The organism is Streptosporangium sp. H16 (assembly GCF_051918855.1).
Lineage (GTDB): Bacteria > Actinomycetota > Actinomycetes > Streptosporangiales > Streptosporangiaceae > Streptosporangium.
The window spans coordinates 193,511-215,089 of the sequence record NZ_JBPXMD010000007.1 but is presented as its reverse complement, the minus strand read 5'-3'; the positions used below and the strand labels follow the sequence as shown (position 1 = coordinate 215,089).

The window sequence follows — 21,579 nt, the reverse complement described above, 5'->3', positions numbered from 1 at the left end:
CATGCCCAAGCTGACCGAGGAGTACGAGGAGCTTCGCAAGACCGTCGAGGCGTTCGCCCGCGACGTGGTGGCCCCGGTGATCGGGGACCTCTACGAGCGCGAGCAGTTCCCCTACGACATCGTGCGGCAGATGGGGGCGATGGGCCTGTTCGGGCTGCCGATCCCCGAGGAGCACGGCGGCATGGGCGGCGACTACTTCGCGCTCTGCCTGGCCCTGGAGGAGCTGGCCAGGGTCGACTCCAGCGTGTCGATCACCGTCGAGGCCGCGGTGTCGCTGGGCGCGATGCCGATCTACCGGTTCGGCACGCCCGAGCAGCGCGCCGAGTGGCTGCCCAGGCTGACGTCGGGCGAGATGCTCGGCGCCTTCGGGCTCACCGAGCCCGGCGGCGGCTCCGACGTGCCCGGCGGCATGCGGACCACCGCCGTGCTGGACGGAGACGAGTGGGTGATCAACGGTACGAAGGCGTTCATCACCAACTCCGGCACCGACATCACCGGCGTCATCGGCGTGGCCGCGATCACCGGCGAACTGGCCGGGGGTAAGAAGGAGATCTCCACCATCCTGGTGCCGTCCGGCACCCCCGGCCTCACCGTGTCGAAGAAGTACTCCAAGGTGGGCTGGAACTGCTCCGACACCCGCGAGCTCTCCTTCGACGACTGCCGCGTCCCGGCGGGGAACCTGCTCGGCGAGCGCGGGCGCGGCTACGCGCAGTTCCTGCAGACCCTCGACGAGGGCCGCGTCGCCATCGCCGCCCTGTCCACCGGCCTGGCCCAGGGCTGCGTGGACGAGTCGCTGCGCTACGTCCGCGAGCGCCGGGCGTTCGGCCACCCCATCGGCCACTACCAGGCCATCCAGTTCAAGATCGCCGATATGGAGGTCCGCACCCACACCGCCCGCCTGGCCTACCACCACGCGGCCGAGAAGATGCTCGCCGGCGAGCCGTTCAAGAAGGAGGCTGCCATCGCCAAGCTCGTCGCCGGCGACGCCGCCATGGACAACGCCCGCGACGCCACCCAGATCTTCGGCGGGTACGGGTTCATGAACGAGTACCCGGTGGGCCGCTTCTACCGCGACGCCAAGATCCTGGAGATCGGCGAGGGTACCAGCGAGGTCCAGCGGATGCTCATCGCGCGCGAGCTGGGGCTCTCCGGCCTCTGACCTGCTGAAACCTTGATCACGCCGAAGGTCATTTGGTGGTTTAACTACCAACCGATGATCTTTCGGCGAAGGCTCAGTTCTGTCTCAGTTCTGTCCACTCGCGAGGCGAAGATGGCTCATGCGCTTGTCGATCGCCTCGCGGGCCCGCTCATATGAGGTTGTTTGCATATGGGCATAAACACGGAGAGTGAACGCCGGGTCGGAATGCCCAAGATACTCGGCAAGCTCGTTGATCCCGACCCCGGCGGGGAGGGTGACACTCGCGTAATAATGCCTGAGCTGGTGTGTCCCCTGCTTCCTGGTGGTGACGTATCGGCGTCGTCCTCGCGCGTCCTTCGCCAGTTCGGTGATGATCCCTACCTTGACCAGTGCGGGCTTCCAGATCGTCTCGTCGTAGTTCCGCTGGCGGATATGAAGATCATCGGTTAGCCATCGAAACAGCACGTTGTATGTTCGAGGCTTCCCGCTCAGCTTCTCCCAGGGAAGCGTGTACGGCCGTGGCTTGTAACGCTCAATATGGGAACGCAGGTATAGGGAAACCCATTCTGGCATCGGGACGACTCGCTCTTTGTCGTTTTTTGGCAAGGCGAAGACGAACTTACTTCCGAGCTTCTTAATCTGTCGCCGTACATGAATGACTTGCTCGTCGAAGTCGATATCTTCTAGTGCGAGCCCGAACCACTCGCCTGAGCGCATTCCGCATCCGGCGCCTAGAACAGGCATGGCACGGAGATGCTCGGGGTGGACGTCAATAATTGACCAGATCACGTCGTCCGGCCAGGCGATGATCTTTTCTTCGGTGTTCTTAGAAACCTTGATGATCTCTGACTTGGCTGGATTTTTCTTGATCTTTTCGTCTGCAAGAGCCAGGTCGAAGATTCCTTGCAGGACTAGAAGAACGCCTCTGACCGTGGACGTTTCAAAACGGCCGGAGAGTTCAGTGAGAAACTTTTGAATCTCTGACGGTTTGATTGAACCCACTTGGCGCTTTCCGTACTTCGGCTCTATGTGGAGCCGGTAGTGCGATTCGTAACGAATTACGCTTGACGGGTCGATTCCGGCCCGTGAGGTTATCCAGCGTTTGCCGTAGGTGCCGAAGAGAATCTTGCCTGCCGCCGCCTCGATATATTCGCCCCGAGCTAAATCCTCCTCCATCTTGCGAGCGTATTTCCTCGCCTCCTCCTTGACGCGCCGTGTTGCAGTCTTTTCCTTGCCGTCCGGTCCGATCCAAACACCCTGCCATCGATTGGCCTCGCGACTGCCGCCGTTGTCGGGATGTTTGGCGGTCTTCTTCTTTTCCAGTTCGCCGTCGACGTTTTCTACGGTGCTAAACCACAGGTCTCTAACCCGTGCCATTTGGCTCTCCTTGAGGGGGTGTCGCTGGTGGCGTCGTTTCACCGCTGGCCGGTTCGGGGTTCGTGCCAACTGTCTCGTCACCAGATACAAAACGTGTTTGCTTCGTAACGCTCCGACGTCTTTAGTGATCTTGTTGCCTGTCTCGAATGTCCGAACCTGACGCGATATGGTGTGAATAATGCGTCAGCTGCGTCAAGGGGGTGGCGGCTTTCGTGTGGCACGCCTACCTCAACGGCTCACCACATCGGCATACCTCTGGGCGCTCACCTGAGCCGCATCCAGCACTTCCAGCCCCTCAGGAGCCGCCGCCCGGAAGCAAAAATGCGCCCCCCGTATCGGGGAGCGCCGGAGACAACTTCACCACCGGCATCACCTACCCACGACCAGCTCTTAGGTTTGGCCGCCGTGCGAGCTGATCGAGCGGTAGGAAACGCCTCAAATGTACCTGGAGCCGACAATATCATCTCGCCAAGCGTCTAGCCTTTCGCGCCCGAAAATCGACGGATCAGCGCGCTGGCTAGACGTTCCCCTGGGCCACAGCGCTGCGGCAAGCAGCCATTTCCAGATCCCCCGCGCCCTCCTGTACAGCCCCGACCACAGCGGCCTCGCCGTGGCCGTCTGGTGCCTGTACGAAACCCTCGAAGCCCCCGACCTCCTCGGCGGCCGGAAGCCTGCGCGCGCACGGCGCTCATGGAGTGCCGAGCACCTCGGCATCACAGAACGCACACTCGATCGCGCCCGCACTCAGCTCCTCGCCGCAACGGTCAGCGGGCCATGGCTCGTCCGCGAAGTGCGTGGCCGCAAACGCTCGACGCTTCACCGCGTGCTCGGCCGGCCCCGCGAAACCGGCGCACCCTACGCCGCGGTGCCCGCCTGGACGCTGGACCTCGTCCACGCTGGAACGGGCCGCCCCGAAGGGTCGGTGTCGCCGGACACCTGGCGCACCTACGCCGTCCTGGTCGACCGCCTCGACGTGCAAGGGCACGACCTGACCGTTGCCCGCCTGGGGGAGTGGCAGAGCGGTTCGGCCGACACCGCGCGCCGCCGCCTGCACGAGCTGGAAACAGCTGGGTGGGCGGTGGTCCGGCGCACCTCGGGCCGGTGGATGCATGTGCGCGTCATCTACTACAAAGACCTGGTGGGAGGCACGGAACGGGGAGAGGGCGAGGAGGTGACCCCTTGCGAATCCGGGGAGGCACCCCTCGCAGATCTGTCTACCCACCCCCTCGCAGATTTGACGAGTCAACCCCTCGCAGATCTGTCGACTCCATATGAGACACCTTCAGAGGATTCACCCTCAAAGGACACACCTTCAGAGAATGATCTTTCTCCTCTCGCCGTAGGCGACTACCTCGCCGTACGCGTGCACGCGCGTACGGCTGACGCCGAGAGGAAGATCAACGAAGGGGGAGTGCGTGCAGCCCCTCGGCGGGCCGGGCCCAGACCCAAGGGCGCGCCGAGCGTCATGGCCCTGCTCCCGCTCGACTGGCAGGCCCGCATGACCGCTGCGGAGATCGAGCGGGTCGTAACTGCCATCGAGGACGAGATGAGCACTGGCCGCACCGTCGCGGACATGCAAGCCCGCGTCCGTCGTCGCCTGCCCCACTGGCATGGTCGTGAGGTGCGTCGTCCTGTCGCTGCTGCCCTGATCGTGGTCCGGCGCGGCTACGACTGCCCGCACCTGGCCTGCGAAGGCCACATGCTGCCGTCCGGGCAGGAGTGCGGGGCGTGCGCGGAGATCGGCACGCAGATCAACCGGGCACGGCGGGCCGCGTCGTGACGATCCCGGACGTTCCCGAGGTCACCCCCGAGCAGGTCGACCAGGACCACCCCCGCTTCCAGCGACTTGATAAACTGGGATCTACAGAAATTTAACTATTGACGATGAAGGCCCGGCCGTGCGGTTATGTAGTATGTGCGGCGGCCGGGTCGCTCGAAGTGTCGAGCGTCGCTGATAATTGACTGCAGCTACCCAAATGGCCGCGGACCGAAGAGGGTTTTTGTATCTGTCTTTGCGACTGCGTGTGCGTCTACTTCAGATAGACCGATAACTCCGCGCAGGTCTGCGCCGCGCAGGTCCGCGTTTCTTAAATCCGCGCCGCGCATGTCCGCACCAATTAAGTCCGCACGGCTCGGGGTCGTATGACTCAAGTCCGCGCTGTATAGGTGCGCATTGCGCAAGTCAGCGTTATGCAGGTCTGCGCCGCGCAGATTCGCACCGCTTAGGTCCGCGCCGCGCAGGTCCGCGCCGCGCAGGCTCGCGCCGCGCAGGTTCGCGCGGATCAGGCGCGCATCGCGTAAGGTCGCGAAGACCAAGTCCGCGTCAGTCAGGTTCGCCTCGCCCAGAGGCACGTTGCTCAGGTTCGCCCCGCTAAGATCCGTACGGCTCAGGTCTGCGCGGATCAACCCCGCATCGCGCAGATTCGCATGGCTCAGGTTCGCGCCAGTCAGGTTCGCGGAGTGCAGGTCTGCGTTGCTTAGGTCTGCCTTGTTCAGGTCTGCGTCCCGTAGATCCGTGTTGCGTAGAGTCGCGTTGCTCAGGTCTGCATTGCTTAGGTCTACGCTAATCAGGTTCGCGTAAACCAGATTGGCGCCTTTAGTGCGTATCTCCCTTAAATCGAACCTGTTTAAAGGGGCGGGGGAATAGGAGTCTAATGCAGGAATTATTTTCCTGCGGCCGAAGACTGCTAGTGCAGCCTGAACATCAGTTGTGGGTTCTTTTGGGAGTTTGACTGCGGGCTTGGGATCATGCTGTCGAACGAAAGCGGTAAGTACGTTATAGATCGTTTGTTGGTCTCGGGGGGAGTCTTTTGCTAGGCGCTCCAATGCATAGATGCCGCCTAAGCGGACGTCGTCCTTGCTGGAGCCGAGTTGTTCGACGGCTTTGGTATAGCGGTCGGTGATCTGCCCTTGCTCGGCGATGCTCTGGGCTTGGCGAGAGGTTTCAAGGCTCTGTGCGGTGTACCACAGGCCTTGGGCGGTGAATACGACGCCGCCGATCACGACCAGGCCGGTCGCGGCTTGGATCAGGGTGTGGCGGGCGGCGTTGATCGCCTCGACGCGTTCGTGAGCTGACAGCTCACGCCGGTCTTCATCGGTCAGTGGGCGTCGTTCTCCAGCCAGTCGACGCGCTCCTGGGCCGAGCAGGAGCGCGAGCACCAGCGAGACGACTCCCGTCAACGCGATACCGAAGCAGGCCCAGCGCACCCAGTCCGGCACCGCCGCGTCCAGCGCCACCATCCCCAAGGCGGCAGACACGCACAGGGTGGCGATCACTACGAGGATCCAGAGCCGCCGTTTTCTTGGCTGAGGCGCGGCCGGCTCGGGCTCTCCGGGGGTCAGGGATTTCTCAACGCCCGAGGGTTCTGGTTCGGGATTGGCAGGTACTTGAGGGAAGGACCGCATCATGCGTACCGCCGCGGCTCCGAGAGCCACGCCTACCAGCGCCCGCTTCACCCACTTGTCCGACATACCGCCATTCCACCTGTCGGTGCCGTCCGACGAGGAGTGAATCAGCCAGAAAGTCACTCATTGGAATCGAGTCGCGCTGCAGAGGTAGCGGGCAAGCGTTTCAGGGTGGCGCGGCCTGACGCGTCCGACGCATCGGATCGCGTTTTCATTCTCCGTGTGCGTCACGTGTGCGCGTCTGAGCTTCACGGTAAGCGTGTTTCAGTGTGAGTCTGGTGTGATAACGCGTGCGCGCGTCGCGCGTTCCTTAGAGAGCGTTTCAGCACTTCACCTGCAATGATCAAGCTGGTTCCTTGAAGGTACACATTGGTCCTGTGAGCTGATATGATCAAAACAGTACGTTGCAAGATCGAAAAGCTCCCTACCAGCGCAAACACCCCCGGAGAACAACGTGACCGCCACACTCGACACCGCCGAGTTCCACGTCCCCCTCCCCGCCGACGTAGCCGAAGACGCGCAGGACGCCCAGGCCAGCACCACCCACACCATCGAGGCCATCGAGTGGTCCGCCACCGCTCACCTCATGAGCGGCAAGACCACCACCGCCGACGAATGGAACCGCGCGCTCCAGGACGTGAGCGACCGCATCCGCGCCGTGGCGCGCTTCATCGCCTCGGACTACGTCGACGAGGACGGCGGCACCTACGACGACCTGAGCCACTACCAGGGCAGCCAGGTCATCGCGGCGGCGATCTCCACCGCTTATGGCATCCTCGCTCGTGGATAGCGGTTCCGATTCCCACGCAATCCAGCACCGGCCCCCCGAACACATCGTTCGGGGGGCCGATCACATTAAGGAGCACCGGCAGTGACCACCACCGCGCCCAAGTTCGTCGTTCCGCTCCGGATTCCGGAAGTGAACAGCACGCGCCGGAAGTTCGTCGTCCTCGACGGCAACAGTGACCTGACCTGCTACTGCGGCAACACCCCCTCGTACGCCGGATTCCGCGAGGTCACCCCGGAAGGCGTCTGGACCGACCCTGACGAGAACTGGCTGGGCCACTACGCGTGCAGCGCTGTCGACTGCGGCGCCATGATCGACAGCTGGGCGGCGGTCAGCGTCGAGCCGATCGCCCTCGCCGACCAGCTCCTGACCAGCCTGCGCATCGTCGCTCAGCTCGACGACGGCACCCAGCCTGAATACGCCGAGATCCACGCAGACCTCAAGCGAGCGCTCGTCGCTCTGCTCGGCACGCAGTCGGTGGAGCCGGTCGAGGCTGGCTACTCGATCGACTACGCACTCAGCACCGGCCAGCCGATCGAGCAGGCCGTCTTCGAGCAGGGCGGCTACCTCTAACCCCTGACCGCCCACCCCACCGATCACCGGCCCCGCGAACACTTCGCGGGGCCGCTCACATTAAGGACCCCTGATGTACGCGAACATCCTGCCCACCGTTTCTGACGCCGCCCACGCCTGCAGGAACGCGGCGAAGGAGAACATCGGCAGCAAGGCCATCGACACCATCGCCTGGTTCGCCAACGCCCGCAGCGTATGGATCGACGAGAGCCGCCCCGACTACCTCGCCGGGGTGAACGACATCGCGGGGTTCCTCTTCGACGACCTCGCCACGCGGATCCTGCGCGAGACCGGCAAGGACCGCTACCCGTACGAGAACGCGAAGTTCGACGACATCGCCGCCGAGCACCTGGCCGAGTTCATCGACGGCATCGTCGCCTACTACGACGACCCGGAGGTCGAGACCCCGCCGGTCGGACAGCCGCCGGCCGCCGTCCCCGCTGGCGTTGAGATGGCTGAGCACCTGTTGGCCGTGATGCGCCTCGCCAACGCCTCCGACGTCCACGGCTTGCCCAATCAGACGGGGTGCCGCGAAACCGATGGCGTGTACGGACACACCCACGAGGCGCTGATCCGACTCCTCCGCGTCATCGGCTGGCCCCGGGGGATGGCCGTCGAGGCGATCCTCCACGCCATCAATGAGGGCTGCACGATGAGCGCCGCCCTGTTCGCCTGCCAGACGGGCCGGTGACCGGCATGACCACCGCAACCGGGACCGTCACCGAAGCCCAGGCCGAGCAGGTCCGTCTCGCCATAGCGAACCTCTTCGGAGCCGACCCGGTCCTGATGGAAGAGGGATGGGACGACGTCGACGGCCGAGTCATCGCGTGGGAAGGCGACCCGTACAACTGGCCCCAGTACGTCCCCTACGGCGGCACCGACTGGGAGAGCGGCTACGAGTTCCCGCCGATCGAGCTGCCGGGCGGCGTCTGGATCGAGGCGATCAACCACTACAGCGTCGCCGTCCTCCGCGCCTGAACGCGCCGATGGCCGGACCCGCCACAGGTCCGGCCATCTCAACACCAACCACCAACAGCGAATCAGCCAGCCCGGTGAAAGCTGGACGTTTCTGATCTTAACGTACGAAACCACCGTAAAACGCCGAGCCGAACGGAAGATCATGAAGCAGGTCGTCGAAGCCCACCGTACGTACCGGATCGCGTTGCCGGAAGAGGACTGGTACGAGCCAACCCACATCAGCGACACGCACCACGTGGCGAAGCTGATCCGGGCCGCGCGCGGCTCCGGCCTGCACATCCAGGTCACCCCAGTCACCAGGCTCCGCGCCGCCAACGCCTGCTCCTGGTGCCGCGCCCGGCCGCGCGGCTGGGAGCACGACTGCGACGGCCCTTACGAGTACTCCGTGTGCGACGACGACCAGTGCCGCGAGGCGCGACGCCGCGCCTACGAAAGCGAGATCGCCTACCCCTCGTACTACTAACCCCCGGAAAGGCACCACCACATGACCGCCACCATCCTTGAGCCCGGCGTCTACACGAAGAACGACCGCGTCTTCGAGGTCAAGAAGAGCCGCCGGTACGGGCTCCTGCAGGTGAAGCGCATCGAAGTCGTCGGCAAGAAGGTCCGCCGCAGGCCCGCGGGCATCTCCCTCCGAGAGCTCACCCCCGCCGACGCGATCGGCCAGGACGCCGCGGCCTCGTTCGGCAAGCAGTTCGGGATCTGCTGCATGTGCTTCCGGCTGCTGAGCGACCCGACGTCGGTGTCTCTCGGCATCGGGCCCGTCTGCCGCAAGACGTACTTCCCCAACCTCGGCCGCTAACCACCATGGGCCGCCCGGCCTGGGCGTGCCTGCCCCTCTGAAAGGACTTCGGATGCTCGACACCAGCCGCTACCCCGACGACTACGACGACGAAGCCGGCTTCTATACCGACGACAGCCCCGACATGGACGGCTTCGGCAACTGCTACTCCGACGCCGACCCCGGCCTGTAGAGAAAAGGACCACACCATGCCGTACCAGCCGAACCGCACCGCCACCCAGATCATCAAGCAGCTCAAGGGCGCGGGATTCACCGTCAGCGTCCCCGACGAGCCCAGCCGGGCCCGCTACACGCTGACCTTCTACCGGAGCGTGCACTTCGGCACCATGGACGTCAGCGCGGCGAAGGGGCGGGCGCTGCGACTGTCCATGACCAACCAGCTCAACGGCAGGACCAAGACCGCCGAGGGCGCGGTCAAGATCCGCAAGCTGCTCAACGACCTCCCGCAGGAGTCGTGAGATGGGCGCCCCCGGCCGCATGATCATGACGACGAAAGCCGGACTGACCGGCTGGGCCGTCACCTCCGAACCGTCGTACGGCGACGGGCTCACGCACCTGGTCTTCACCCGAGACGACTGGGAAATGACCGTGAGCTTCGACAGCCAGGCCCCGCGCTACGCCACCATCAAGCAGCCCGGCAGCAACTCCATCGGCGCCCTGTCGGTGACCATGGTCGACCAGTACCTCCGAGGCAACCGTCAGCGGATGTCCGAGTTCCCGGCCGGTACCCGCGTTGTTTGTGGCGGCCGGCCCGGCGCGGTCAGCTACATCCGGCCGACGCCGGACGGGGACGTGCGAGTCCTCGTCCGCTACGACGACCGCAGCGTGGGCGAGCCGTCCACCACCCACATCCAGCTCGAAGGAGCCGCCGCGTGAACGCCGTCATCGAGCACGACCCCATGCGAGGCAACCACGGCGACGTGCGGCTGCTCGTCGATGACCGCCTCGTGGAGAAGGCCGTCTACCGCAACGTGCCCGAGCGCGAAGCCGGGGCGTGGGAGCTGACCATCCTCACCCCGGACGGGAAGCCCGTCGACGAGTACCGCGGCAACCACTACACGGCGGCGATGTCGGTTCTGCGTGAGCGGCTCCGCGTGGTCCACGGCGTCGCCTCCGTCGACATCACCGAGCGGTCCACCGCCAACCACTCGATGTAAGCGGAACCGATTCCCACGCCACCAACAGGAAGGAAACCCTCATGACCACCCTGACTGCGCCTCTGCGCGGAGAGCCGCTGCTGGCCGCCAGCATCGCCGCCATCGAGGAGGCCCAGGCCCTCAAGGAGCGGATCAAGGCCGGATCCGTCGACCCCGACCCGCGCACGCCGATCACGCTGTGGGACCAGCGCGTTTGGCGTAACGAACTCTGCATGCCTGGCTGGTGCGGCACCACGCTGTGCCTCGCTGGATGGGCCGCCCAGCTGGGCGGAGGTGAGTGGTTCATCACCTACAGCCCGGACGGACCGCTGATGGCCGGTCAGCCCACCGACCTCCCCAAGTACAGGTGGGCGCCCCTGCTGGACTACATGGTGGCCGCGCCCGGCGATCCCGAGCACGCGATCACCGAGCACTCCGGCCACCGGATCATCCCCGTCCAGGCCAAGGCGATGTTCTACCTCGGCTTGAAGCCCATGATCTGCCGCGACGAGGACGGCGAAATCGAGTGCGGCGTCCACCACGAGGTGTTCCTCGGCCACCTGACCTTGAGCGACCTGCGCCACTGGTACGACCTGCTTTACGTCCCCTTCTGACCCACCCCCGCGCGCCGGCTCCGCTCGGGCGGGGTCGGCGCTCGGGAATCGGAACTGATTCCCACAAGGAGAACCGTGATCACCATCAGCCACAACCACGAAGAAGGAACCCTGCTCGACGGCTCCCGGAAGGGGGACGGCGTCTACGAGATCGTGCGGAAGCACGGCTTCAGCTTCTTCCCGTCGATCCGTGCCATCGGCATCCGCCAGTCGCGTGACCGGGTCGCCGACCGCTACCGGATCAACGCGGCGGCCGAGGCCCTGCGCGCCGCCGGGCACGAGGTGACCGTCGAGATCGACGACACCTTCCGCGACCGCGCCGACGTCCTCGCCGACCAGGGCGACCGGCTCGACGATCGCCGCCACGCCCTGGCGCGCAAAGCTGAAAAGCGCGGGGGCGAGGCCGACGCCGCGTTCAACCGGGCGGACCAGATTTCGGAGCGCTTCGCCGGAGGGCAGCCGATCCTCGTCGGCCACCACTCCGAAGGGAGAGCCCGCCGCGACCGCGAGAAGGTCGACCAGGCCATGCGGACGGGCCTGAGCAAGAGCAAGGAAGCGAACGAGGTCGCGCGCCGCGCCAACGCGGTCGGCCGGAGCGCCGCCTACTCGGCCACGCCGGCCGTGACGGCGCGGCGCATCAAGACCGCCGAGTCTGAGCTGCGCGTCATCCAGAAGAACCTGGACGGCTACACCCGGCGGCACCTCGACCACGCTGGCGAGCCGTACTACATCGAGGACCACAAGCCCGCCACTGGCAACTACCGGGAGCAGCTGCTCGCCCGCAAAGCCCAGCTGGAGAACCAGCTCGAATACGACCGCGCGCAGCTGCAGGCGGCAGTCGACGCCGGGGACCACGTTTCCTACGGAAAGCACAACGTCCACGTCGGCGACACGATCCGCTCGTGGGGCGGCGCCCGCGTCGTGCAGAAGGTCAACAAGGTCACGGTGACGGTGCCTTCGGGCTACTCCTGGCCCGACAAGGTGAAGTTCACCGACATCAAGCAGGTCGAGTGCCCTCACGGCGATGAGCCGGTCACGCTCGCCGCGAAGCCGCGCGCCCGCGCCGCCAAGAAGCACCCCGAGGTCACGGCGCCTACCTCGGCGGTCGACCTGGAGGAGCTGAAGAAGAAGGCCGAGACCGTGCTGCTCGCCGTGCCGAGCCGCCTGGAGGCGTTCGTCTCCCCGCCGGACATCGCGGAACTGGTCGTTGACCTCGCCCATGTCCAGCCCGGCATGACGGTGCTGGAGCCGTCCGCCGGCGCCGGGGCTCTCCTCCGGGCGGCGGCGGTGGGGCTCGGCGCGACCGTCGACTGCGTGGAGCTGGCCCCGCAGCTGGTGGCGTTCCTCCGAGACAGCGGGCACGCCCGGAGGGTCCTCCACAGCGACTTCCTCACCGTCGACCGGGACCTCCTGGACCCCGCCTACGACCGGGTGGTGATGAACCCGCCGTTCAGCGACGGACAGGACGTCGCGCATGTCTCCTACGCCCTGAGCTTCCTCAAGCCGGGCGGCTGCCTCGTCGCGGTCATGTCCAACGGGGTGACGTTCCGGAAGGACAAGGGCTACCCGGCGCTCCGTGACCTGATGGAGGCCCGCGGCGGCGAGTTCATCACGCTGCCCGACGACGCCTTCGCCCTGTCCGGGGCCAACGTCAAGACGGTCATCGCGGTCATCCCGGCGCTCGCCGACGCGTAGAGGGCGAGCCCGTGCCTATCGGGCTCGCCCTTCCAGCACATCGTACGGCCCCGCCCGCTTTCCGCGTGGGCGGGGCCTTCCCCTCTTGATGATGCGAAGGACAGCACCACATGTTGAACCGATTTGTCGGCGTCGACGACCTGAAGATGACGGTCCAATACGCCGGTGGCGGAGGCGACTTCGAAGGTAGCCGCCAAGTCCCCGGCGTGAGCCTCCGTTTCGCCGCCAACCACGACAAGGACTGTGTCGATACGCACGCTGCCAACCACCCCGAGGGAGAGCACTGGCTAGGCGACGTGCAGCAGGCAGACGCGATCCATAAATTCCCGTACGCGCCGCTGTTCTGGTCCTCTCCGGCGTGCCCGGACTACAGCAACGCCAAGGGCGTCAAGCGGACCTTCGACAAGGAGAACCAGCTCGCGCTGTGGGGCGGCGAACTGACCGACGAACAGAAGAAAGCCGTCCGTTCCCGCGCCCTCATGGAGGAAACCGTTACCTACCTGCGGCACTGCCAGGAGGTTCACGGCAAGCCGGTGCTCGGCTTCGGAATCGAGAACGTCCCGCAGGCCCGGTTGTGGGCGTACTGGGACCGTTGGATCGATGAGCTCAAAAAGCTCGGCTACCCCGGCGGGCGGCTATTCGCGGTCAACTCGATGCACATTCAGCCGCGGCTGACCCTGCCAAGCATGCAGTCCCGCAACCGGCTGCTGTTCGCGGCCGTACACGAGAGCGTCGGACGTGAACCCGACTGGGACAAATGGATGCGGCCACACACCTACTGTCCCCGGCACGAGGGGTGGATCCAGGCCGTCCAGTCGTGGAAGAAGCTCGGCCAGGACATGGGCGTCTACGGCATCAAGACCGGCCAGTACGTCTACCGGTGCCCGCTGCACTCCTGCCGTGGGCAGATCGTGGAACCGGCCGTGCTTACGGCGTCGCACTGCATCGACTGGACCGACCTCGGCACTCCGATCGGCGATCGGCCCAAGACGGCGAAGAAGCCGCGCGGAATGGAAGAAGCCACGCTGCAGCGGATCGAGATCGGCGCCATGAAGCAGTGGGGAGCTTTCCTCACCCCGACTGGCGGCACCTGGAACAACGACCCGTACAGCCTGGACGAGACGATCCGGACGGTCACCACGCGGGAGAACACCGGCCTTGTCGTCCCGCTGGAAGGCCGGGACAAGCCGGCGGCCTCAACCGACGAGCCGATACGCACGCAGACGACGCGGCGAGAGACGGGGGTAGCGTTCCTGCCGCCGCTGGTCACTCCGATGCGCGGCGGCGGCGACAAGCACCAGGCCCGCCGTGCCGACGTCAGCCCGGTACATGCGGTCACCGCGGGCGGCAATCACCACGGGCTGATCATCCCGCCCGAGTTCGAGACGGGGCCGGAGCCGCTGCTCATGTCGTACTACGGCAAAGGCGCCGTCCTTCCGGTGTCCGACACGATCGGGACGATCCCGACTCGCGACCGGTGGGCGCTGCTCACCCCGGATGGCCGCCTCGACATCGACAAGATCCGGTTCCGGATGCTGAAGGTGCCCGAGCTCAAGCGGGCCCAATCCCTGCCCGCTGGATACATCCTCACGCCGAAGGACCAGCGAACCCAGATGCGGTTGATCGGCAACGCCGTCCCGCCGCTTATGTCGGAAGTGCTGATGTGTGCGGTGGTCGAGGCGATCAGGGGCGCCGACATCGAACGATTCGTCACCAGCGTCTGACCGGCCGACGTGCTGAGACCGCCGCTGTACCTGACGCCACCGAGCACCGAACCGATTCGCGCGGAGATGCGCGCGGGCCGGCTCGGCGCCATCATCACCCCGGCGCAAGGCAACCGCATCCCCGCCGAAGGCATGGTCGGCATCGACAACGGAGTGTTCACCGGCAAGTACCCGGGCCGCAAGAAGTTCCTGGAGTGGCTGCGCAAGCTACGCGACAAGTTCGACGTTGAGAAGCGGTGCCTGTTCGTGGCCGCCCCCGACGTGGTCGGCAACGCGTACGAGACCGAGCTGTTGGCCCGCCCGATGTTGGAGGAGATCCGCAAGCTGGGGTTCCCGGCGGGGCTGGTCGCGCAGGACCACATGGAGCTGAGCGCCTGGGATCCGTGGGATGAGGCGGACTGCTTGTTCGTGGGCGGGTCGACGGCGTGGAAGTTGTCGCCCGCCGCGGCGAACATCTGCCGGGTCGCGTCATCGCTCTGGAAACACATCCACGTCGGCCGGGTCAACTCCTTGTTCCGCTACCGGCACGCCGCGCACCTCATGGATGCGGACTCCGTTGACGGCACCTACCTGACGAAGGCCCCCAACAAGAACCTGCCCAAAGTCCTGAGCTGGCGAAAGAAGGTCTTCACCTCGTCGGCCTTCTTCGGCCACCGCCTCCTCACCTCCGACCCCTGGGACGGCGGCTACGTCCTCGCCCCACCGCGCGAAGCCACCCAGCTCGACCTCTTCGCCACCCTGACATGAAAGGAATCACCGTGTCTGCCATCAACCCCGAGACCTGCCTCCTGTGCTGCAGGCCGACGCACTACCGGATGCCGCAGCTCCTGCCGTACCTGATCGAGCGGGCATCGGACCAGGCCGGATTCATTCAGTTCGCCGTCGACGGAGGCCTCGATCCGGTCACCATCGCCGAGGCGGTGGAGGACACGGCCTACGACTGGAACCGGCTGATCGACGCGCTCGCCGAGGCCTGGCCCAGCACGCCCATGGAGGTCATCCAGGCGCAGGCCGCCGCGTTCGTCGCGTCCGCCCCCGCCTTCGGGTCCGCTTGACGGTGACGGGATCCGAGGAATGATCGTCAACGAGTTCGATGCAGAAAAGGCTGCCCGATGACCAAGGCAACTCCGGAAACCAGAGCGGAGCGCGTTGAGCGCCTCCGCGTGCTCTGCTTCGAGCAGACCCGTTCCGTCAAGGCGGCGGCCCGGCTGCTCAACGTGGACGAGCGCACCGCCCAGCGGTACGCCCGCGAGATTCAGGGCGGCATCGACCGGCGCACGAGCCGGTACAGCGAGTTGTGCCCGCTGATCCTGGCCCACCTGCAGAAGTACCCGCGTTCGTTGTTCACCTCGGGGGAGCTTGCCCGCGTGATCAACCGCGTGGCGGTCAGGTGGTGCCACTCGTCCACCGCCGCCACGACCCTCGGGCGGATGGAACGCGAAGGGCTCGTCACCTCTTCCAGCGGCGTCCGCTCCAACCTCTACTACGACACCCCGCAGAAGGTCACCTACTGGCGCCTCGCGGAGCAGGAAACCCCGTAGCGAAGCTGGACGGGCGCTGACCTGCGGCGTTTCCTTCCCGCTGTTGGCCTGCGCCCGTTCTGTCCGAAAAAAGCCCCAATGGGGGTTTACGGTACGTCTGTCCGGGCCCTACTTTCAATATCAACAAGAGCTATGGGAGAGCACGTGACCAAGAGCGCGATCAAGAGCATGACCAAGAAGGAACTCACCGAGGCCGTCGCGGAGCAGCTCGGCGTGAAGAAGGCCGAAGGGGTCAGGGTCGTCGAGGCCGTCCTGAACGTCATCGAGCAGACCACGGCCTCCGGCAGGCCGGTCAACGTCAAGAACTTCGGCAAGTTCGAACTGAACCACAAGCCCCCGCGTGAGGGACGTATCCCCAGCAGCGGGGACGTCGTGCCGTTCGAGGAGACGTGGACGCCGAGGTTCACCCCTGGCGCCGGCTTCATCGGCCTGGCCCGCCAGACGCAGAAGAACAAGCAGTAGAAGCGGCGCCGACCCCTCATGAGGCGATCCGAGAAAGACGCGCGCCTGGCCGAGCTGTACGCGCAGGTGCCTGACGTCGGCTGCAAGGGCCTGTGTCACCACTCCTGCACGGTGATTCCGCAGGGGCCGCGCGAGGGGCAGCGGACCCGGGCGGCCGGGTTCCGCCTCCCGCATTGGCAGGATGCGGCTGATCGGATGCTCCGTGGCGAGAACGTCGTCTGCCCTGCCCTGTCGGCCGAGAACCGGTGCCAGGTGCATGACGAGCGGCCGATGATCTGCCGCCTCTACGGCGCAGTGGAGGGCCTGGTGTGCCCGCACGGATGCGAACCCGAAGGCGGCCTTCTGCCAGCCGCCGAAGGGTGGCGCCTGAGGGACGCAGTCCTGAAGCTGTAGCACGGGCGGAATGACGGGCGCGGGCCGCAGGGTCCGCGCCCGTTAACGATATTCTCGGGGTGACCAGAGGGACGAACCTTGCCAGCCCTGGGCGTCGAGGTGAACGGCCTTCAGGACATCCTCGCCGCCCGCAATGGTTGAAGGCGCACCGCTCAGATATCCGGACGGAGCTACCCGTGCCCAAGTTGACCGATGAGCAGCTCAACGCAATTCGGGAGGCTTACCCGACGGAAGAGTCGGTCGAGTCGATCGCTTCGCGGCTGAAGCTGAAGGTGACCGCTGTCGTCAACGCTGCTCAGAAACTGGGCGTGCGCAGGCCCCCCGGCCTGAAGCCTTCGCGCACCAAGTGGCGCCTCACCGAAGAGCAGGAACGTGACCTGCTGGCCGCGTACGGCACCACCGACGAGCCGGTAGGCGAGATCGCCGCGAGGATCGGCGTCCCGGACTATGTGGTCAGAAACCACGTCAAGGAGGCGAGGGTCCGCCGGCCGGGCAGTGCTCCTCCCGACTGACGTGCAACTCCTCGAACGGCCCGCGGGATCGATCCCGCGGGCTTCACTCTTCTTCGGCGGCCGGGCCGAGCTTGTCGGCGGCGGGGATGCCGAGGTCGTCGAAGTAGTCGTTGAGCGCGTCGTTGAAGAGGTCCGTGCCGCCGAGCCGTTCCTTCTTGCAGGCGGCCACGAGTCGAGCCCTGGTGTTGGGCTGGAGTCGGACGCCTATCTTGCGGGTTGTGTATTCGTTGGGCTCGGCAGGTACGAGGTCAGGGTTGCGGGGGATCTTCAGGTCGCTGTCGGGCTTCATGGTCTTGGGGATGCGCAGCTTGTTGCAGTAGGCGTTGATCGCGGTTTCGAACGTATCTTGAAGGCTGCGCTGGGTCTGCTCCCAGAAGGTGGTGAGCCGGGCGTCGGTGTCTTCGCGGAGGTGCGCGCCGGTCTGCTTGAGCTCTGTCCAGACGGCTTTGCGATGCCGTATCGGTGCAGAGCGTTGCCGTGGTAGCGGTTCCGATTCCGACGCGGCTGAAGTCTGAGGCGCAGATGCTTTCGTGCGGGGCATGTGGCGTGGCTCCGTGGCTGGCGGTGTGGCTGTGGTGGTGATGCGTGGCGTGTTTCTACGGTACGGCGTTTTACAGTTCTTGTCGCCTTTCCGTTTACACGCTTTGTCTGATTTGCACGTTATGTCCACTTGTTCAGCAAAGGTATACATGCGTTCATTCATGGTATGATCACCGAAGGTGGTCGAGAGAGCGAAGCAAGATCACCACCGACCGAACCCCCTGACCAGCGGAGAAACCACATGTCCACCACATCAGCCCCCGTGGGAATCGGTCCCGATTCCAGCAGGCGCGGCGAGTTCGTCGACTTCACGAACGCCGACACCCGCGGTCTCGGCGTCATCGTCGAAGTCATCGCGGACGGCGACTACGCAATGGCCAACCTCATCAGCCACAGCTACGAGCGCGACCGCGACGAAGAGACCTTCGCGAACGTCCTCGACCTGCGGCCCCCGACCGACGTGGAGCCCGAGGAGATGGTCCACCTCCTCGCCATCCGGGCGCGGATTCTCTCCCCGAACCCCGAGAAGCCCGCCGCGTTCATCCACGACGGGCACCTGATCTGCCCGGCCTGCGCCTCCAAGGACCGCGTCCTCGAGTTCGCCGAGGCGTTCAAAGCCCACACGCTCACCGTGGACGGCGACACGCTCAGCGCCAGCAACGAAGCCACCACCTTCGAGACCGACCGCTTCGAGTGCGACGCGTGCGGCGCCGAGGTCGAGATCCCCGACTCCATCAACATCATCCACAGCTGAGGAGCACCATGGAACAGTTCAACCTGGCCGACGTCGACGACGCCAGCGCCGCCCTGGACTACGTGTTCAGGCGGCTCAGGACGCCGCTCATCGTCCGTGCCGCCGCCGGACAGGGGCGGGTGCGCGCCATCGGGCTCATCCCCCGCACCGTCACCGCCTGGCACAACCCCGAGAGTTTCGCGCTGCAGGTGGACGACAGCGCCACTGGCCTCCCGATCACCTTCCACGGCGTCATCCAGATCGGCGAAGTCCCGCCCGCCACGGAGGAGCAGTGACCCCGCCGCGCGAGGAGTTCTACTACCTCGCGTACGCCTGGGACGTCACCGCGGCGAAGGCCTTCGCCGCTGGCCGCGAACCCATCGGCAACCTCGTCGCGAAGGAGTGGGCCGGGGTCCTGTCCACGGTCCTGGTCGACCAGGACGCCGCCGCCACGGCGGACCTCAGGGAGCCGATCATCGTCGTGCCTATCGACGATGCCGGGCACTTCCCAATCGGCGGCTGGCACCGCATCACTCGCGCACTCCGCGACGGTGTTCCCGAGCTGAAAGCGGTCGTCCTCACCGCCGACGAGGAGCGCCAAGTCCGCATCTACGGCGGCGACATGGGGCACCCGCTCCGGCGCCCGGCCCGCACGAAGTCCAGGGGGAACTGGTGAATCGAAGCCCCGTGACTCCTCACGACAAGAAAGTGGCCGAGCAGGTCGCCGAACTCCTCGACTACGCCGGCCGCGTCGCCGCCGGGCTCCAGCGTGGTGACTGGGCGTGGGTCTCGGAGAAGTGCGATGGGCTGCGCTACGCGGCCGGGATGCTCGGTACGCTCCTCTACCCCAACAACGGCCGCCCGGCCCTCGACCCTGCGAAGGTGCGCGAGCGGGCGCTGGCCCTGCTGCCGCCCGACCGCGTCAAGGACATCACGGGCTACCTGCTCGACGAGCGGGAGGAGACCACAAATGCCTGACCCCATGATCTCGGCAGCCCTCAGCGGTCTGAGGCTGCTGCCCCGCGGGCGCCTCCCGGAATGGCGTGTCGACCTCGACACGCGCGTCCTGCTGTGCGACATGGACCCCAGGACGGCGCCTCTTCACACGCGACTGGACATGCTCCGCGTGTGGAGCGCGCTCCTGGGCGTTCCGATCGGCTACGACCGACACCCGAACTGGTACCTCGCTGGTTACCTGCACGTGAAGGTGACGCGTAGCGGTGTCGACGCCAGGGTCCGGGCGTTCATCACCCACGCGGAAGCCGAATCGGCCGAGGTGCTCGATGTCCTTCACGGCCAGGAGGAGAACCACGATGGCTAGACCCCGCACCTACGCGCACGAAGCCGCCCTCGACACCGAAAACCTATCGCCTGCCGTGGGAATCGGTTCTGATTCCCACGGCAGCGCCGACCCCACCCAACACGGAAGGAACACCCCCATGAAGACCCACATCGCGTTCATCCTCGACGAGTCCGGCTCTATGTACATCGTCAAGAAGGAGACGGAGAGCGGCCTGGCCGCGTTCCTCCAGGAGCAGCGCGACGTCCCGAGCGAGACCACGGTGTCGCTGTACCCCTTCAGCAACACCCTGAGGGTGGCGTACGAATACCAGCCGCTGGACAACGTCCCCGCGTTCGAACTGAAGCCGAATGGCTACACCGCACTGCTCGACGCTGTCGGCCAGAGCATCCGCAGGATGAAGGAGCACTTCGCGCAGATGCCCGAAGGTGACCGGCCTGACCAGGTCATCGTGGTCATCCTCACGGACGGCGAGGAGAACGTCTCCCGCGAGTACTCGCGGGAGCGGATCAAGCGGAGGATCGCCCGCCAGACGGAGGTGTACGGCTGGAAGTTCGTGTTCCTCGGCGCTGACCAGGACGCGTTCCGCGCCGCTGGCGGGATGGGGATCGGCCGCGAGTCCACGCTCTCCTACGGCTCCGACCGCACGGAGGAGAGCATGACCCGCGCCGGGATGACGGTGGCCCGCGGGACGAGGACCGGCACCTTCGCCTTCACCGACGACGACCGGAAGGCCGCCGAGTAAGGACAGCTCACCTCGGGGCGGCGGCCGGCTGGCCGCCGCCCCGCTCATTTCCGCCAGCAGCGACACCGAGAGGAACAAGAAGATGGGTACGGACGTCAGTGCCTACATCACCCGCAAGGAGATTCAGCAGGTCGTGGGCCTCCTTGGGGTCACTCCCGAAGACTCCAACGAGTGTGTGTACATCGACTCGAACACCATCAACGGCCAGCACGAAAACCCCGTCGGCATCCACCGTGCGGCCCGTCAGGTCGCTGAAGAGCGTGACGACGAAGATTTCGACCCCGGCACCTCGCTCGAGCTGTTCGATATCGACTACGAATTCGACGACTATGACAACGCCAAGAGGGTGGTCACGGCGATCGAGGAGCACGACCCGGACGCGGACCGCCGCATAGCCCAGGAGATCGTCCGGGCGCTCACCGAGAGGTTCGGAATCGAGCCCCCTGGCCTGACCGACCTCGGCCTGACCGGCGGCCAGGCCGCCGAGCTGATCCGCCTCGGCGCCGCGGTGTGCGTCGGCTACCAGCACGAGAACGACGCGATGGCATGGGCGCTGGACTTCTTCGCGGACACGGAAGCCATCTTGGACCTCGGCGCGGACTACTGGATGCGCCTCCCGGAGAAGTTCGGTCCGCAGTCGTGAGCCTCGACCCGTGGAGGCTCGTGGCGGATCTGGTCCGCGACTCCATGCAGGCCGCCCTTCGGGAGCACGCCGACGAGCTGTTCGCGAAGGTCGAGGGGCAGCTGTACGCCAGCGGCTTCGTTCTCCGCAAGAAGGTGAAGCCGGCCCCGCCGGAGTCGCCCCGGCCCGTCATCCGGCGGTACACCGAGCCGGGCCGGGCCCGCACGCTGGTCGCGGTGGTGCCCTGCTGCGACCGGCGGGTCAGCTTGGATCGCGACACGACGCCCCTGGTGGTGTGCCTGCCGTGCCGCCGCGCGTACGACGTTGCGCTCACCCAGGAGGAGGACAGCGGATACGCGACGGGCGACGGCGGCTTCATCGCGGCCTTCACCGCCCGCGACGACCTCCCGGTGGCCGCGCGTCTACGCAGCAAACGGCCAGCGGCGTAAGCCCCTGACGTGACGAAGTCCCGGCGCTGCCAGCGTCGGGGCTTTCGTGTTTC

Annotated in this window: 31 protein-coding genes; 28 read left to right on the top strand and 3 right to left on the bottom strand. The window is 66.0% G+C overall.

Going from position 1 to position 21,579, the window contains the following annotated elements; all coding sequences use genetic code 11:
* Position 1: 1 nt before the first annotated feature.
* Positions 2-1,159: an acyl-CoA dehydrogenase family protein gene (locus ACTOQ2_RS14640; RefSeq protein WP_440100117.1), complete on the top strand. Its 1,158-nt coding sequence runs from the start codon at positions 2-4 to the stop codon at positions 1,157-1,159.
* 84 nt (positions 1,160-1,243) lie between these two features.
* Here the strand turns inward: ACTOQ2_RS14640 and ACTOQ2_RS14635 are convergent, their stop codons facing one another.
* Entirely contained in the window at positions 1,244-2,515 is a 1,272-nt protein-coding gene (locus tag ACTOQ2_RS14635) for a tyrosine-type recombinase/integrase (RefSeq protein WP_440100116.1), read from the bottom strand.
* Positions 2,516-2,954: 439 nt separating this feature from the next.
* Here ACTOQ2_RS14635 and ACTOQ2_RS14630 point away from each other — a divergent pair, with 439 nt between their 5' ends.
* The gene (locus ACTOQ2_RS14630; RefSeq protein WP_440100115.1) at positions 2,955-4,295 is read left to right on the top strand and encodes a hypothetical protein; all 1,341 of its coding nucleotides are present in this window, start codon (positions 2,955-2,957) and stop codon (positions 4,293-4,295) included.
* A 188-nt stretch (positions 4,296-4,483) separates the two neighbouring features.
* Here the strand turns inward: ACTOQ2_RS14630 and ACTOQ2_RS14625 are convergent, their stop codons facing one another.
* Positions 4,484-6,043: a pentapeptide repeat-containing protein gene (locus ACTOQ2_RS14625; RefSeq protein WP_440100114.1), complete on the bottom strand. Its 1,560-nt coding sequence runs from the start codon at positions 6,041-6,043 to the stop codon at positions 4,484-4,486.
* A gap of 331 nt (positions 6,044-6,374) precedes the next feature.
* Here ACTOQ2_RS14625 and ACTOQ2_RS14620 point away from each other — a divergent pair, with 331 nt between their 5' ends.
* From ACTOQ2_RS14620 to ACTOQ2_RS14535, 18 genes are all read left to right on the top strand, one after another.
* Positions 6,375-6,710 carry a hypothetical protein gene (locus ACTOQ2_RS14620; RefSeq protein WP_440100113.1) on the top strand — a complete coding sequence of 112 codons (336 nt, stop codon included), beginning with the start codon at positions 6,375-6,377 and terminating at the stop codon, positions 6,708-6,710.
* An 81-nt stretch (positions 6,711-6,791) separates the two neighbouring features.
* Entirely contained in the window at positions 6,792-7,280 is a 489-nt protein-coding gene (locus ACTOQ2_RS14615; protein WP_440100112.1) for a hypothetical protein, read from the top strand.
* A 73-nt stretch (positions 7,281-7,353) separates the two neighbouring features.
* Complete coding sequence (locus tag ACTOQ2_RS14610; RefSeq protein ID WP_440100111.1) at positions 7,354-7,971, top strand: hypothetical protein; 618 nt, start codon at positions 7,354-7,356, stop codon at positions 7,969-7,971.
* 5 nt (positions 7,972-7,976) lie between these two features.
* Positions 7,977-8,258, top strand: coding sequence for a hypothetical protein (locus tag ACTOQ2_RS14605; RefSeq protein WP_440100110.1), 282 nt, complete (start codon positions 7,977-7,979; stop codon positions 8,256-8,258).
* A gap of 142 nt (positions 8,259-8,400) precedes the next feature.
* A complete protein-coding gene (locus tag ACTOQ2_RS14600) occupies positions 8,401-8,721 on the top strand; it encodes a hypothetical protein (RefSeq protein ID WP_440100109.1) in 321 nt (106 codons plus the stop codon).
* 21 nt (positions 8,722-8,742) lie between these two features.
* The gene (locus ACTOQ2_RS14595) at positions 8,743-9,060 is read left to right on the top strand and encodes a DUF6011 domain-containing protein (protein ID WP_440100108.1); all 318 of its coding nucleotides are present in this window, start codon (positions 8,743-8,745) and stop codon (positions 9,058-9,060) included.
* Positions 9,061-9,248: 188 nt separating this feature from the next.
* Positions 9,249-9,518, top strand: coding sequence for a hypothetical protein (locus ACTOQ2_RS14590; RefSeq protein WP_440100107.1), 270 nt, complete (start codon positions 9,249-9,251; stop codon positions 9,516-9,518).
* A 1-nt stretch (position 9,519) separates the two neighbouring features.
* Complete coding sequence (locus ACTOQ2_RS14585; RefSeq protein ID WP_440100106.1) at positions 9,520-9,936, top strand: hypothetical protein; 417 nt, start codon at positions 9,520-9,522, stop codon at positions 9,934-9,936.
* Positions 9,933-10,217: a hypothetical protein gene (locus tag ACTOQ2_RS14580; RefSeq protein ID WP_440100105.1), complete on the top strand. Its 285-nt coding sequence runs from the start codon at positions 9,933-9,935 to the stop codon at positions 10,215-10,217. The genes ACTOQ2_RS14585 and ACTOQ2_RS14580 overlap by 4 nt, the downstream gene beginning before the upstream one ends.
* Before the next feature lie 41 nt (positions 10,218-10,258).
* Positions 10,259-10,810, top strand: a complete 552-nt coding sequence (locus ACTOQ2_RS14575; protein WP_440100104.1) for a hypothetical protein — start codon at positions 10,259-10,261, stop codon at positions 10,808-10,810.
* A 75-nt stretch (positions 10,811-10,885) separates the two neighbouring features.
* On the top strand, positions 10,886-12,505 hold the full coding sequence (locus ACTOQ2_RS14570; RefSeq protein WP_440100103.1) for a DUF3560 domain-containing protein: 1,620 nt from the start codon (positions 10,886-10,888) through the stop codon (positions 12,503-12,505).
* Positions 12,506-12,615: 110 nt separating this feature from the next.
* Positions 12,616-14,229 (top strand): hypothetical protein, encoded by a 1,614-nt coding sequence (locus tag ACTOQ2_RS14565; RefSeq protein ID WP_440100102.1) that lies wholly within the window; start codon positions 12,616-12,618, stop codon positions 14,227-14,229.
* Positions 14,230-14,238: 9 nt separating this feature from the next.
* A complete protein-coding gene (locus tag ACTOQ2_RS14560; protein WP_440100101.1) occupies positions 14,239-14,976 on the top strand; it encodes a hypothetical protein in 738 nt (245 codons plus the stop codon).
* Positions 14,977-14,987: 11 nt separating this feature from the next.
* On the top strand, positions 14,988-15,284 hold the full coding sequence (locus tag ACTOQ2_RS14555; RefSeq protein ID WP_440100100.1) for a hypothetical protein: 297 nt from the start codon (positions 14,988-14,990) through the stop codon (positions 15,282-15,284).
* Positions 15,285-15,341: 57 nt separating this feature from the next.
* Positions 15,342-15,770: a hypothetical protein gene (locus ACTOQ2_RS14550; protein WP_440100099.1), complete on the top strand. Its 429-nt coding sequence runs from the start codon at positions 15,342-15,344 to the stop codon at positions 15,768-15,770.
* A gap of 132 nt (positions 15,771-15,902) precedes the next feature.
* Positions 15,903-16,232, top strand: coding sequence for an HU family DNA-binding protein (locus ACTOQ2_RS14545; protein ID WP_440100098.1), 330 nt, complete (start codon positions 15,903-15,905; stop codon positions 16,230-16,232).
* A gap of 18 nt (positions 16,233-16,250) precedes the next feature.
* Complete coding sequence (locus ACTOQ2_RS14540) at positions 16,251-16,625, top strand: YkgJ family cysteine cluster protein (RefSeq protein WP_440100097.1); 375 nt, start codon at positions 16,251-16,253, stop codon at positions 16,623-16,625.
* Between the two features lie 176 nt (positions 16,626-16,801).
* Positions 16,802-17,137, top strand: a complete 336-nt coding sequence (locus tag ACTOQ2_RS14535) for a hypothetical protein (RefSeq protein ID WP_440100096.1) — start codon at positions 16,802-16,804, stop codon at positions 17,135-17,137.
* Positions 17,138-17,180: 43 nt separating this feature from the next.
* Here ACTOQ2_RS14535 and ACTOQ2_RS14530 read toward each other — a convergent pair whose 3' ends face one another.
* A complete protein-coding gene (locus ACTOQ2_RS14530) occupies positions 17,181-17,678 on the bottom strand; it encodes a hypothetical protein (protein WP_440100095.1) in 498 nt (165 codons plus the stop codon).
* A 240-nt stretch (positions 17,679-17,918) separates the two neighbouring features.
* Here ACTOQ2_RS14530 and ACTOQ2_RS14525 point away from each other — a divergent pair, with 240 nt between their 5' ends.
* The 8 genes from ACTOQ2_RS14525 (at position 17,919) to ACTOQ2_RS14490 (ending at position 21,526) form a co-directional block, all read left to right on the top strand.
* Positions 17,919-18,431 (top strand): hypothetical protein, encoded by a 513-nt coding sequence (locus tag ACTOQ2_RS14525; RefSeq protein WP_440100093.1) that lies wholly within the window; start codon positions 17,919-17,921, stop codon positions 18,429-18,431.
* 8 nt (positions 18,432-18,439) lie between these two features.
* Positions 18,440-18,706 (top strand): hypothetical protein, encoded by a 267-nt coding sequence (locus ACTOQ2_RS14520; RefSeq protein WP_440100092.1) that lies wholly within the window; start codon positions 18,440-18,442, stop codon positions 18,704-18,706.
* Entirely contained in the window at positions 18,703-19,086 is a 384-nt protein-coding gene (locus ACTOQ2_RS14515; protein ID WP_440100091.1) for a hypothetical protein, read from the top strand. The genes ACTOQ2_RS14520 and ACTOQ2_RS14515 overlap by 4 nt, the downstream gene beginning before the upstream one ends.
* 11 nt (positions 19,087-19,097) lie before the next feature.
* Positions 19,098-19,388 carry a hypothetical protein gene (locus tag ACTOQ2_RS14510; RefSeq protein ID WP_440100090.1) on the top strand — a complete coding sequence of 97 codons (291 nt, stop codon included), beginning with the start codon at positions 19,098-19,100 and terminating at the stop codon, positions 19,386-19,388.
* The gene (locus tag ACTOQ2_RS14505; RefSeq protein WP_440100089.1) at positions 19,381-19,731 is read left to right on the top strand and encodes a hypothetical protein; all 351 of its coding nucleotides are present in this window, start codon (positions 19,381-19,383) and stop codon (positions 19,729-19,731) included. The genes ACTOQ2_RS14510 and ACTOQ2_RS14505 overlap by 8 nt, the downstream gene beginning before the upstream one ends.
* A gap of 118 nt (positions 19,732-19,849) precedes the next feature.
* Complete coding sequence (locus ACTOQ2_RS14500; RefSeq protein ID WP_440100088.1) at positions 19,850-20,455, top strand: vWA domain-containing protein; 606 nt, start codon at positions 19,850-19,852, stop codon at positions 20,453-20,455.
* A gap of 82 nt (positions 20,456-20,537) precedes the next feature.
* Positions 20,538-21,098 (top strand): hypothetical protein, encoded by a 561-nt coding sequence (locus ACTOQ2_RS14495; RefSeq protein ID WP_440100087.1) that lies wholly within the window; start codon positions 20,538-20,540, stop codon positions 21,096-21,098.
* On the top strand, positions 21,095-21,526 hold the full coding sequence (locus ACTOQ2_RS14490; RefSeq protein ID WP_440100086.1) for a hypothetical protein: 432 nt from the start codon (positions 21,095-21,097) through the stop codon (positions 21,524-21,526). The genes ACTOQ2_RS14495 and ACTOQ2_RS14490 overlap by 4 nt, the downstream gene beginning before the upstream one ends.
* Positions 21,527-21,579 lie beyond the last annotated feature (53 nt).

Excerpts from the sequence above, each read along its gene's own strand:
- ACTOQ2_RS14640 (WP_440100117.1), top strand. The coding sequence starts at position 2 with ATGCCCAAGCTGACCGAGGAGTACGAGGAGCTTCGCAAGACCGTCGAG.
- ACTOQ2_RS14635 (WP_440100116.1), bottom strand. The coding sequence starts at position 2,515 with ATGGCACGGGTTAGAGACCTGTGGTTTAGCACCGTAGAAAACGTCGAC.
- ACTOQ2_RS14630 (WP_440100115.1), top strand. The coding sequence starts at position 2,955 with ATGTACCTGGAGCCGACAATATCATCTCGCCAAGCGTCTAGCCTTTCG.
- ACTOQ2_RS14610 (WP_440100111.1), top strand. The coding sequence starts at position 7,354 with ATGTACGCGAACATCCTGCCCACCGTTTCTGACGCCGCCCACGCCTGC.
- ACTOQ2_RS14605 (WP_440100110.1), top strand. The coding sequence starts at position 7,977 with ATGACCACCGCAACCGGGACCGTCACCGAAGCCCAGGCCGAGCAGGTC.
- ACTOQ2_RS14600 (WP_440100109.1), top strand. The coding sequence starts at position 8,401 with ATGAAGCAGGTCGTCGAAGCCCACCGTACGTACCGGATCGCGTTGCCG.
- ACTOQ2_RS14595 (WP_440100108.1), top strand. The coding sequence starts at position 8,743 with ATGACCGCCACCATCCTTGAGCCCGGCGTCTACACGAAGAACGACCGC.
- ACTOQ2_RS14590 (WP_440100107.1), top strand. The coding sequence starts at position 9,249 with ATGCCGTACCAGCCGAACCGCACCGCCACCCAGATCATCAAGCAGCTC.
- ACTOQ2_RS14585 (WP_440100106.1), top strand. The coding sequence starts at position 9,520 with ATGGGCGCCCCCGGCCGCATGATCATGACGACGAAAGCCGGACTGACC.
- ACTOQ2_RS14575 (WP_440100104.1), top strand. The coding sequence starts at position 10,259 with ATGACCACCCTGACTGCGCCTCTGCGCGGAGAGCCGCTGCTGGCCGCC.
- ACTOQ2_RS14565 (WP_440100102.1), top strand. The coding sequence starts at position 12,616 with ATGTTGAACCGATTTGTCGGCGTCGACGACCTGAAGATGACGGTCCAA.
- ACTOQ2_RS14550 (WP_440100099.1), top strand. The coding sequence starts at position 15,342 with ATGACCAAGGCAACTCCGGAAACCAGAGCGGAGCGCGTTGAGCGCCTC.
- ACTOQ2_RS14545 (WP_440100098.1), top strand. The coding sequence starts at position 15,903 with ATGGGAGAGCACGTGACCAAGAGCGCGATCAAGAGCATGACCAAGAAG.
- ACTOQ2_RS14540 (WP_440100097.1), top strand. The coding sequence starts at position 16,251 with ATGAGGCGATCCGAGAAAGACGCGCGCCTGGCCGAGCTGTACGCGCAG.
- ACTOQ2_RS14530 (WP_440100095.1), bottom strand. The coding sequence starts at position 17,678 with ATGCCCCGCACGAAAGCATCTGCGCCTCAGACTTCAGCCGCGTCGGAA.
- ACTOQ2_RS14525 (WP_440100093.1), top strand. The coding sequence starts at position 17,919 with ATGTCCACCACATCAGCCCCCGTGGGAATCGGTCCCGATTCCAGCAGG.
- ACTOQ2_RS14520 (WP_440100092.1), top strand. The coding sequence starts at position 18,440 with ATGGAACAGTTCAACCTGGCCGACGTCGACGACGCCAGCGCCGCCCTG.
- ACTOQ2_RS14505 (WP_440100089.1), top strand. The coding sequence starts at position 19,381 with ATGCCTGACCCCATGATCTCGGCAGCCCTCAGCGGTCTGAGGCTGCTG.
- ACTOQ2_RS14500 (WP_440100088.1), top strand. The coding sequence starts at position 19,850 with ATGAAGACCCACATCGCGTTCATCCTCGACGAGTCCGGCTCTATGTAC.
- ACTOQ2_RS14495 (WP_440100087.1), top strand. The coding sequence starts at position 20,538 with ATGGGTACGGACGTCAGTGCCTACATCACCCGCAAGGAGATTCAGCAG.